A 10967-nucleotide genomic window follows, 5' to 3' on the forward strand; every position below is an offset into this window, starting at 1 on the left:
CCGCTTAAGTGTCCAGAGGGTGCTGTTTGTGAGGTGAATGGCGACGGGAACGTAGTGTTCACAGTTGATCTAGCATTCAAGCCTAAGCCAGAGTCCCCTGATGAGACGAAACCCCCTGATGAGACGAAACCGTCTGATGAAACGAAGAAGCCGTCAGCTACGTCAAAGGCTCAGCACGGTCACGGTGGGCTAGGCAAGACAGGTTCAGCGGATATGACTCTGCTGGGTGCTAGTGCCCTGCTTCTGCTGGCGGGTGGGTATGTGACCTGGCGTCGCCGCGCTTAATCCAGCCAGACCACACAACGCGCCGTGCTCCGCCCACCACAGCGGGGCACGGCGTCTTGTGTCAAGTCCCGGTTTGTGGTGTAAGTGTGCTGTGATCCTTCGCTGTTGGGGCATGCGCTGACTTCGAAGACCCTGTTGGTCGTTTGTCGGGGCTGTGGGTCTGGATTTGCAGGCGCCTCGTGTCGTAGGACGCGAACCCACGGCCACTACGGAGACGGGCTTAATCCCACGCGCGACGGCTGAAATGCGTCGGGAGAAGCTCGACCAAAGGAGAGCCAGTGTTGCCTGGGGGACGCGGAGGCGGGTGGAGCCTGTGCCTGTGCCAGTGCCAAAGTCAGACTCAAAGTCAAAGTCAGAGTCAGCGCCATCACAAAATCAGTGCCAGCGCCGAGTTCGCTAGCGGTTTGTGCGGATGAAGAAGTAGGCGGAGGCGCAAACGAAGAAGTAGACGACGAAGCGGCGGCTCGAACCGGGAAGGTCCGAGCCGCCGCTCGCATTCCACTCAGTCAGGGGCTGGCTAGCTGATCCGGGAGACGCGTCAGTGAACTCTACTTGCCCACCGATGCGCGCCTGCGCAGGAGAAGCGCCCAGGCGCCCGCTCCGACGAGTCCGCTGCCACAGATTCCTACGAGAACCCACTGCCACCAGTCCGAACCACTCCCGTACGAGGCGGACCCGCGCTCGGGGTTGAGCAGGGCGCTCACGGGGGCAGTGGGCTTGGCGAGCGCCCGCGTCGTGGATGCTCCCGACTGCGCGGAGTCCGCGAAGTCCAGACCCTCGACGCCGCTCGACTGGGAGCCGTCGGCGCTGGAAGCGCCCGATGCGTCGGAGTCGGAGCTCGCCGCCCCCGCGCCAGCCGCCGAGTTCGACGACAGCAGCGCGCCGGCCGCGGTCGAACCACCGCTCACCGGGGTCCCGGTCTGTCCGGCGCCCTCTCCGAGGCGCGCGCCGGCCGCGGTCGGGTTCCCGATCAGCGAGGCCGGAGTGCTCGCACTTGCTGAGGGGGAGCCCGTGGACGGTGATCCGGTTGACGGGGAGGTGCCCGGCGCGGGCTGGCTGGGCCGGTGCGTACCGGTGTTCGGGTTCGTCCAGTTCTGGTGGGACTCGGCGTTAAGCTTCGCGACGAGTTCGTCGATGGGAAGGGGTGCGCCGGGCTCCGGGTTCGGCGCAGGCTCCGGGTTTGGTGCGGGCGCGGGGTCTGGCTCAGCGCCCCTCTTGATGGCCTCGTCGCCGACGAGGAAGATCGCATGGAGCGTCTTCTCAATGGTGGAGCCGTCGGCGAGGTGCGCGGTGTAGACAAAGTCGGTCGAGTAGCGCCCAGGCTTCGTGAAGTAGAAAGCCTGGTGATCGTGCGACCCGAAGAGGTAGTGGAGGACCATGTCGGGCTTCGTCGAGTCGAGTCGGGGCGTGAATCCCTCGAAGAGAGAGGAGATACCGGTGACGAGGCGACCGGGGCCGGTGAAGTTCCTCATCGCAACCTCGACGCCCTTGCTTGAGAGCTGCGAGTAGTCGACCCGCTGGGTTGAGAAGCCGACCCAGGGGATACCCTCGAGCTGGGTCTCGGGCAGGCTCCACACGCCCTCGGGCGCCGCAGCGGCGAGTTCGCTGTAGCCCTTCGCGCCGGCGGGGATTTTCGCATGCGTCGAGTCGGGGACGGCGTAGGCGAAGGTTCCGGAGGCACGGTGGACGGGGTGACGCGGGTCGGCGGTGTCATCGACGAAGACTTCCGCCTTTCCGTCTTTCAGGGACATCGCCTGATCCATGTGGCCTTCGGTGATGATGTGGATCGCCGAGTCGCCGGGATCGGGTGTCGAGGGATTGCTGGGCTGAGCGCCACCGCTCGGCGGCGCGTCAGCACCCGGGTCCGCAGGGTTCGGCGAGGGTGAGGGTGAGGGCGTCTCGCCGTTGTTCTCCGCGGTGATCGCGCGCAGCGCCGAGATCGCAGCATCGCCAACGACGAAGTGAGCGGAGCGGGACTTGTAGGAGAAGTTCCCGTCCTTGTCGCGCGTCTCGATGTTGAAACCGACGGTGTAGACGCCTGGCTTCGTGAAGACGTGGGCGAGGGGAACTGCGGCTGCATCGACGGTGAAGCCACGGTTGGGGTCGCGCGTCGTATCGAGGGTGACGTTCATCGCCCCGTCGGTGACGGTCCCCGCGATGTAGCGGCCGCCCTTGGGGCCGTCGAAGGTGTCGACGGAGTAAACGGCTGGCCCGGAGCGCAAATCGGCGGGCATTCCGGTGAAGTCGAATCCGAGCGATCCGTGCTCGCCGGAGGCAGGCAAAACCCAGCGGTCGCCGTCGGCGGTTGTCTGCTTGAGTGAGTCAGGGATCTCGAGGATCGGTTCCCCGGGGACAGGCTTGCCGTTCGCGCTCACCTCAAGGGTCACTCGCTTGATCGGCATGCCAGCCCGCACATCGTCTTTGAAAGATCCCGTGTAGACGTAGTGGGAGGGGGACGAGGGCGAGGCTGGCGCCTTCGCGGCAGAGCCGAAGAGTGCCTCGATCTGCTTGCGGGCCTCGGCCTGGGTGAAGGGTGGCTCGGGTTCGGCGGGCGTCTCCTCGGTGGAGAGCTCGCCGGAGGCGATCATCTTCTCCTTCACTTGCTCGGCGGTCGTTCTGATCGGCGTGAGGGAGGTCGTGGTGCCTTCGGGCAGGCCGACCTCGTCGTCAGAGCCGACGAGCCACGTGATGGTCGAGGGCAAGGAATTAACGGCTCTCTGGGACAAGGTGGACGTGTAGGAAGCAACCATGTCGAGCCGGTAGACGCCCGCTTTCGAGAAGGTCCAGTTCCAGTGGCCGTGGGAGCCAGCCTGGAGGGAGAGTGGCGCAAGCGAGGGGTCGGAAGAGAGCCCTCGGGTCAGAGAATTCGTGCCGACGGTGCGCCACACCTCGACGGCTCCAGGCCCGGAGGAGTTCGCGATCGAGAGCTTCACCTCGTCAAGAAGGATCCCTTCGGGCTGGGCGACCTCGTGCGCCGTGTCGAAGGCACCGATGCCAGCCCAGACGGACCGCCAGTTATCGATCTGCTCCTGAGGGGCGCGCCAGACGATGTCGCCGGGCTTACCAATGAAGTCGAAGAGGCCACCCGAGGGGACGACCATGCGCGAGACCTCCTGGGAGTCGGAGGAGCGCGCGTCGGGGGCGAGTCGGACGCAGACGGAGTTCGGGTCCTTGACGACCTTGCGCCCGTCGACAACGGTAACGGTGAAGGTCTGGTCGACACGGGTGACGTAGGCGGCGTCAACGTGCGCGTGATGGAGGAGCTTGCGGCCAGCGCACACGTGGGGAACGCGACCGTCGGGCCCGGGGGTCGCCTCCGGGTCGGCGCCGGGCGAGCCCGCAGGAACCGTGAGGTCGGCGGGCACGAGGTCCCCGTAGCCGGCCTCTCCGGGCAGGTGTTCGGGATCGTCAGGCGCTCCGGGGGAGGAGGGCGAGGCCTCGGCGTTGGTCGGGCCTGAGGCGTAGTCCGTGGGAGAGACCGTCTCTGACGGGGTTGCGTGCGCCGTGGGCGCGACGAGTATCGGTGTGGCGAGCAGGGCGGCCGCGGTGAGGAGGCCGGTGAACGGAAGGGTCCTCATGCGAGTGTCCTTTCTGTGGTCTGCGCCGCCGGTCGGGCGCGAAGGAGGAGTCCGCGCCCGGGCGAGAGGAGCTGGGCGAGGACGAAGAGGAGGGTCGCGACAAGGACGATCGCCGCGCCCGAGGGGATGTCGAGCGACCAGGAGGCCCAGATGCCGAGGAAGGCAGAGACGGCGCCGATGGCCGGGCCGATGAGCATCATGGGGACGACACGGTCAGTGAGGAGTCGCGCGGTCGCCGCGGGAGCGACGAGGAGCGCGAGAACGAGGACGTTCCCAATCGTCTGGATGGAGACGACGACGGCAGTCGCGATGGCGAGGTGGAGAAGCACATCAATGCGCCCGACGCGCAGGCCCGTCGAAATCGCGAAATCACGGTCGACACTGACGAGGACGATCCGGTCGTGAAAGACCGCGAGGGCGATGCCGATCGCGACGCACGCCCCGAGGGAAATGAGAACATCGGTATTCGTCACGCCGGTGAGCGACCCGAAGAGGAGCGACTCAAGGGACCCCGTGTAGCCGGGTGTTCGAGCGACGACGACGAGGCCAAGGGCGAAAGCGGCAGCGAAGAAGACGCCGATAACGGAGTCTTCGCCGACCCGGCGGTTCTGGGAGAAGACGGAAATGAGGATCGCGACGAGGATCCCGGCTGCGGCTCCTCCCAGGAGGATCGACCCCTGGAGCGCGAAGGCAATCGCGATTCCGGGGAATACGGCGTGTGAGAGTGCATCGCCGACGAAGGAGAGTCCGCGCAAGACGACGTGCGCGCCGACGAGACCGCAGACGAGTGAGGAGAGGACGGCGATGAGGAGCGCCCTTGGGAGGAAAGCGAGCGAGGGGTTTGCGAGGTCGGAGAGGAAGTCGAGGAGGCTCATCGGCGCACCATCCCGAGGGAGCGCAGGAGCGCGGAGTCTTTAGAGACGCGGAAGGTCTCCATCCACGGCTCCGGCGAGCAGAGGGTGGAGGGCTCGCCCTCGGCCCTCACGGTCCCGTTGAGCATGACGAGTCGGTGGCAGATATCGACGGCCTGCCCGAGGTCGTGCGTCGACATGAGGATTCCGACTCCTAAACGGGTGAGGTCAACGAAGAGGCGCGATAGCGCGTCCTGATTCGGGTGGTCAAGCCCGGTGAAGGGCTCATCGAGGAGGAGCAGACGCGGCGAGGCAACGAGCGCCCGGGCGACGAGGATCCTCTGCTTCTGACCGCCCGAGGTCTCGTTGATCGTCCGGTTGCGGTACGCGTACATGCCGACCGCATCGAGAGCCCGGTAGACGGCCTCAAGGCGCGCCGCGCCTCGAGGTGCGCGACGTCGCCCGGTGAAGGCGGTCGCGACGAGCTGGGCGGCGCTCATCGGATAGTTCCAGTCGAGGTCCTGGCGCTGCGGGACGTAGCCGATGACCGAGCCGCTCGCCTCGATGCTCCCGCGGTAGGGGACGAGTCCCATGATCGCGCGCATGAGCGTCGTCTTGCCAGCCCCGTTCGGTCCGATGAGGCCGACAAGCTCGCCTTCGTCGACCCGAAGGGACACATCCTCAAGGATCGTCCGCCCGCCAAGGTCGACGCGCAGGCCGGACACCTCCAGTGCGCGGCTCATCGCTGAGACCCCCGGTCGTCGGCATCATCAGACGCTTCCGGCTTCGGCTCGATGGAGCCGGAAGCCCCGCCCTCGACGATCCTTTCAGCGACCCGCTCGCGCTCGTGGCCACGGCGACGGGCGAAGAGGACGAGCGCGACAAGGACGAGGGCTGCAACGCCGAGCCCCGCGGCGATCCACAGCGGGAGCACGGTCGAGCGGTCGAGGGGTGACGGCGAGTCGACGGGAGCGGGTGCCTCAGGGGCGTTCGAGACAGTCCACTGGGCTTCGAGCGCCTTCTGCGCGTCGGCGGCGTCCCCGACGGCAAAGCGGAGGACGCGGGTGTCCTCGACGGTGGTGCCGTCGGTGAGCTGGGCTTGGAGGCTGAGGCGGATGAGGTGGATCCCCGGTTGCGTGAAGACCCAGTTCGCGTGGGTGTGCGTGTTTGCGTCAACGTGGATCGGCTGCGAGTTCGGCTTCGTCGAGTTCCACAGCTCTTGGGGGCCGGAGAAGTTTCCGGCCTGGACGAAGGCGTGGAAGTCCCCCTCGCCCTCGTGTCCCTCGAAGACGAGGGTCGCGCCCTGGGCGAGTCTGCCGACGACCTCGGGGTCCTGGGTGTTCCAGCCGAGCCACACGACGTTGGCGATCTCGGACTGGGGGACGGCCCAGACCGGGCCGTTCGCCGAGATGAAAGAGTACTGGTCGTCGGCGGGGAGTTCGAGCTTCGCGGCGTCGGAGACGCGTAGGACGACGTCGTCAAGGTGGCGCCAGGTCGGCGTCTGATCAGAGTCGTCGCGGGCGAGGAAGGTCCACGCGCCGTCGAGGAACTTCGGTCCGAGATCGACGTGTCCGGCGGAGATCTCGACAGGCGTACCTTCGGGGGCGACGGTCTCGTTCGACTCGACGACCTGGGTGAGGGAAGGGTCCTGCGTCGTCGTGTCTGCGGCGAGCGAGGCGGGGGCAACGGCGATGAGAGCCGTGGCGGCGAGCGCGAGTGCGAGCGTGAGTTTCACTGGTCTCCTCGGGTGAGATTCGGGATGGGTGCCTCCGACTCGAAGGGCCAGGCGGGCAGCGAGGCGGGGTCGAGGCAGGACTTGATCGAGCGCGTGTTGAACACCATGAGGTCGAGGTAGGTGGGAACCTCGTCCGTGAGCGTGTCGGAGTGGAGCGAGCAGACGGACTTACCGGTCGTGTGCGCGAGTGCGACGAGCTCGCCGAGGTGGGAGCGGGAGGTTGGTTCGAGGAAGACTCCGGCGGCTGGCGTCTGCTCAAGGACGCGCGTCAGATTGGCGAGTTGGAGAGCCGAGGGCTCAAGGGACGGGTTCGGTGCGACAAACCCACCGATCCGCAGCCCGTAGGCCTTCGCGTAGTAACCGAAGGAGTCGTGCGCGGTCACGAGGGCACGGCTCTTCTCAGGGATGGTGGCGACGACTTCGCGGATCCACCGGTCGAGGGCCTCAAGTTCGGCGTCGCGGGCGGTGGCGTTCGCCCGATACTCGGCCGCGTGCGAGGGATCGAGGGCTGCGAGGCGCTCGGCGACGAGGTCAGTGTAGGCAATGGCGTTCTTCACGTCGTGCCACATGTGCGGGTCGATCTCACCGTGGACGTGGGTTCCGATCACGGCCTGGGCGAGGATTCGAGCGGAGGCACCGGGTTCGGCGAGGAATCGCCACCGGTTGTCGGGGATCGTGGTCGTCGTCGTGTCCGGGACGGCGATGACAATCCGGTCGGGGTCGAGGTCGCCTGCGGGGGCGTCTGCGCGCAGGGTCATCGAGCCCTCAAGCTTCGCGGTGAGATCGGCGTGCCCGGAGTCGAGGACGCTCCGCCCGGTGGAGTGCGGGTCGATGCCGACGGCGAAGACAAGAGTCTTTTCACCGAGCGGAGTGTCGCCCGTCGGCGAGTGGAGCGTCGCCCGCAGAGAGAGGGAGTAGACACCGGGATCAGTGAAACCCCACGACATGTGGGTGTGAGCGTTAGTCGGGAGCTCGACGCGGTCGTTCGAGTCGATCCCATCCTTCGAGGCGATCCACGGGCGCGGTTCACCGAAGGTGCCGGTCGTGAAGGCGGCGAGGTCGCCAGGGCCCGTCGCCGAGACTGCTTCGAAGGAGACGGTCGAGTCGGTTGAGGCGCGTCCGTCGACGCGCAGCCCGAGCCAGATCGTCGCGAGAGAGAGATCCTCGACGAGGGGAATCGGACGCGCACCGAAGGGGACGGACTCCTCGCCGAGAGCGACGTGCTGGGCGCCCTTTGGGAGGTTCGCGTCAATGGAGGAGGTGAGTGCGCTCTGCTCAAGGAGCAGCCCGTTGGAGAAAGCGATGTCGGCGTGCGCGATGTCGCGGAGGGCCGCCATCGAAGGCTCGAAGGAGTGCGGATCAACGCCTGCGGGGACGAGCGTCGCGATGCGCGCTCGCGGGGCGACCGCGCGCACGAGATCGGCGATGATCGGCGTCGTCGCAACGATCCGAGGCTGCGACCCGTCATCGGCCACATCGCCACTGCTAGGTGCAACGGACTCTGATCGCGCGCCGGGAGTCTCCTCGGCAGAGGCTCCGCCGTTCGCGAGGGCGGGGGCACACGCGCCGAGGAGCAGCGAAGAAGCGCCGATGAGGAGGGAGAGCGCGAAGGCACTCCCAGAGCGACGCGCTCGGGTGCGCCTCACCTTCTTGCCCACCGTCGTGCGGCGAGCCCAGCGAGGGCGAGGAGCGAGGCGAGGGCGACCGGGATGGCGGCGCGCGCGCCGGTCGTCGCGAGACCGCCGGGAAGGGCCGAGCCATCGACGATCTTACCCTCGGCGCGCAGACGATCGATCGTCGCCTGGTCGAGTTCGCAGGGGCGCCCGTCGGCGGTGCGGCCGACGTAGACGGTCGTCGAGCCTGAGCCGATGCCGCCGAACCAGCGGGTGCCGACGAGTGAGCCGAAGTTGCCGGACTCGAAGACGGCGAGTGAACCGGGGCCGGAGACACCGTTGAGCGTCCAGGTGACATCGCCGGTCGTGCGGGCGAAGAGGCTGGGGTGCATCGTGTTTGCGCCGAGCCACGGGACGGAGGGGACCTGGCTTGAGGAGATCATCCAGATCCTCTGACCCTGCTTCGCGATGAACTCGATACCGGCGGGTGCAGTCGTCTCGGCTGCGGAGCCAAGTCCGAAGACGAGAGAGGAAGGGGCGACCCAGCGCGCGGGCTGCGAGCGGTCGTCTTTGACGAGCATGGAGATCGACGAGGGGCTGGCACTCGTCCCGATGTCGAAGTGGCCGGAGTCGGCGTTTCCGGCACCGCCGACGTTGAAGGAGAGGATGTCGGAAGTCGAGACGCGGGCACCGGACTTCAGGGTCGTGGTCTGGGTGATCGAGACTTTGTAGACGCCGGGGGCGGTGAAAACCCAGTTTGGGTGGACGTGGGTGTTCGCGCGGATCGTGTGGGATCCGCCGACTGCCGTACCACTCCCGTTCGAGGTGACGGGGGTGGGGAGGCACTGCTCGGCGGCTGGTTGTACGGGCGCTTGGGGGGCGGTGGACTGAGGCGCTGGCGCGGGGGGCGGGGTCGATCCGGTGCTGGGCGTCGACGGCTCGACGGGAGCCGACGCTCCGGGGGTGGCCTGCGCGATCGCGGTGGCGCCCACGGCGAAAGTGTAGGCGGCCGGGTCGGAGACGAGGCGCCCCTTGGGGGTATCGACCTCGCCGTGGAGAGTGAGAGAGTAGGTGCCCGCGGCTGTGAAGAGCCAGTTCGCGTGCTCGTGGGCGGGTGCGCTCTGGAGGATCGAGCGCCCGGGAGCGGCCTCAAGGGAGCCCTGCTCGAAGATCGGGGAGGTCGCGCCGAATGCAGCCGAGCGCCACAGGAGGATGCGGCCAGGCCCGGAGACCTCGTCGATGACGAGGCGGATCGCGGTTGGGCGCAGAGGTGCGAGGGCGTTCGAGTCCCAACCGGGCCATAGGAGCGCGGGATTCTCGGACTGGGGGAGTGCGTAGCCGGCGGTTCCAACGCCCTCGATCTTTTCGGTCGCGCTCGTCTTCGCGGCGTCGGTGACGCCGAGGATCAGCTTTGCGGGGTTGTGGTAGGTCGGCGCGCCCGGGGTAGTGACGTCCTCTTTGGTGACGAGGGAGATCGTCGGCCCGTTGGGGACGAGGGCGAAGACGTCGGCATGCCCGCGGGTGAGGAGCACTTTCGTCGTTGATTCTCCGCTCTGTGGGGCGGGCGTGGCGATCGTCGGCGTAGCAAAGAGCGCAAGGGTGAAGAGCGCGGTGAACAGGGCGAGGAGGGGATGAATCCCGCGGTGGGTGGCGCGCATGACGAACCTTCTAGCGATAATGAGAATGGCTTGCATTACCATACAGGGTTGTTCGTGAAGCGCGCGACCTCGCGCGTGAGGTCCGGATCATGTCCGCTGCGAGCGAGGGTGCAGGTAGACCCATCGATGCCGTCGAAGGGGAGGGATGCCGTGCTCTACTCGTGGGAAGCCCTCAAGACGCGTGTGCAGGCGCGGATGTCGAAGACCCTGCTTGTCTACTTCACAACGCTCGCGGCCTTCGCGTTGTGGACGCGCAACTCTCGGCGTACATCACGTGGCCGCTCCTTCTCGGCCTCTACTGGGGGCTCATCGTCACCGCCCTCAACGCGAATCCGTACCGGCGCGAGCGCCCCGAGCGGGAGCGCGACATCTAGGCGCTCCTATTCGCGTTCTCCTCCAGAGCGAGGCGCGGGCCGACGGCCTGAGGCGAGGTCGGCGCGCGGCTGCGCCCTCGTTGATGCGCTGCAATGGGGCGCGGTAACGGAGGAGACTTCCGTCCACAGGCGCGCCTCCCCTCCGCCGTCGTCCACAGGCGGGCGGGTGCTCCTTCCCGACGAGGACGGGGACGCGGCACGATGAGGGAGACGACACGGCGCCGTCGTCGATGAGACCCCGCACGCGCGGGGTATGCAGTCCGGTGCGCCCGGATCCGCCGAACCCACCCTCGCGAAAGGGACTCTTCACGGTTGAGGGTGTAGGGGTGGGTGGGGTGTCTTGTGGTGGTGTGGGTCGAGGTCCCCTGATGATGGGAGTTCCTACACCGCCCGTCCAGAAGACCTCGACATGCCTGGCGTTACCTTCTGCCGTCCCGATGTGACCACGTTGTGCTGTGTGGATGAGCTTGGCCTGGTGGTCACTGGGCAACGTCTTGAGCCGGACCGTGCGGTGCTGGCGTGCCGGGTCCGCGATCCTGATCAGTGGTGTCGCCGGTGCGGTTGTGAGGGTAAGCCGCGTGACACCGTGGTGCGGCGCTTGGCGCACGAGCCGATCGGCTGGCGGCCGACCGTGTCGGAGGTGACGATTCGCCGGTACCGGTGCACGGGGTGTGGACACGTGTGGCGTCAGGGTACGAGCAAGGCGGGCGAGCCTCGGGCGAGGTTGTCGCGGCGCGGGCTGCGGTGGGCTCTTGAGGGGATCGTGTGCGAGCACTTGACGGTGGCGCGGGTCGCCGCGGGTCTGGGGGTCGCGTGGAACACCGCGAACGACGCGATCGTGACTGAGGGCAAGCGGGTGCTGATCGACGATGA

6 protein-coding genes and 1 pseudogene are annotated in these 10967 nt (G+C 67.4%); 1 reads left to right on the forward strand and 6 read right to left on the reverse strand.

Going from position 1 to position 10967, the window contains the following annotated elements:
* Positions 1 to 833 precede the first annotated feature (833 nt).
* The 6 genes from HMPREF0058_RS02735 to HMPREF0058_RS02760 form a co-directional block, all read right to left on the reverse strand.
* Complete coding sequence (locus HMPREF0058_RS02735) at positions 834 to 3863, reverse strand: choice-of-anchor M domain-containing protein (protein ID WP_006548146.1); 3030 nt, start codon at positions 3861 to 3863, stop codon at positions 834 to 836.
* On the reverse strand, positions 3860 to 4738 hold the full coding sequence (locus HMPREF0058_RS02740; protein WP_006548147.1) for an anchored repeat-type ABC transporter permease subunit: 879 nt from the start codon (positions 4736 to 4738) through the stop codon (positions 3860 to 3862). Before HMPREF0058_RS02740 ends, HMPREF0058_RS02735 begins: the two co-directional genes overlap by 4 nt.
* Positions 4735 to 5457, reverse strand: coding sequence for a metal ABC transporter ATP-binding protein (locus HMPREF0058_RS02745; protein WP_006548148.1), 723 nt, complete (start codon positions 5455 to 5457; stop codon positions 4735 to 4737). The genes HMPREF0058_RS02740 and HMPREF0058_RS02745 overlap by 4 nt, the downstream gene beginning before the upstream one ends.
* Positions 5454 to 6449: a choice-of-anchor M domain-containing protein gene (locus tag HMPREF0058_RS02750; protein ID WP_006548149.1), complete on the reverse strand. Its 996-nt coding sequence runs from the start codon at positions 6447 to 6449 to the stop codon at positions 5454 to 5456. Before HMPREF0058_RS02750 ends, HMPREF0058_RS02745 begins: the two co-directional genes overlap by 4 nt.
* Complete coding sequence (locus HMPREF0058_RS02755) at positions 6446 to 7924, reverse strand: anchored repeat ABC transporter, substrate-binding protein (RefSeq protein ID WP_006548150.1); 1479 nt, start codon at positions 7922 to 7924, stop codon at positions 6446 to 6448. The genes HMPREF0058_RS02750 and HMPREF0058_RS02755 overlap by 4 nt, the downstream gene beginning before the upstream one ends.
* A gap of 167 nt (positions 7925 to 8091) precedes the next feature.
* Positions 8092 to 9720 carry a choice-of-anchor M domain-containing protein gene (locus HMPREF0058_RS02760; RefSeq protein ID WP_040319496.1) on the reverse strand — a complete coding sequence of 543 codons (1629 nt, stop codon included), beginning with the start codon at positions 9718 to 9720 and terminating at the stop codon, positions 8092 to 8094.
* A gap of 783 nt (positions 9721 to 10503) precedes the next feature.
* Between HMPREF0058_RS02760 and HMPREF0058_RS02765 the strand changes: the two are divergent.
* Positions 10504 to 10967, forward strand: a pseudogene (locus tag HMPREF0058_RS02765) (ISL3 family transposase); the annotation flags it as partial.

The organism is Actinomyces urogenitalis DSM 15434 (assembly GCF_000159035.1).
GTDB lineage: Bacteria > Actinomycetota > Actinomycetes > Actinomycetales > Actinomycetaceae > Actinomyces > Actinomyces urogenitalis.

Excerpts from the sequence above, each read along its gene's own strand:
- HMPREF0058_RS02735 (WP_006548146.1), bottom strand. The coding sequence starts at position 3,863 with ATGAGGACCCTTCCGTTCACCGGCCTCCTCACCGCGGCCGCCCTGCTC.
- HMPREF0058_RS02740 (WP_006548147.1), bottom strand. The coding sequence starts at position 4,738 with ATGAGCCTCCTCGACTTCCTCTCCGACCTCGCAAACCCCTCGCTCGCT.
- HMPREF0058_RS02745 (WP_006548148.1), bottom strand. The coding sequence starts at position 5,457 with ATGAGCCGCGCACTGGAGGTGTCCGGCCTGCGCGTCGACCTTGGCGGG.
- HMPREF0058_RS02760 (WP_040319496.1), bottom strand. The coding sequence starts at position 9,720 with ATGCGCGCCACCCACCGCGGGATTCATCCCCTCCTCGCCCTGTTCACC.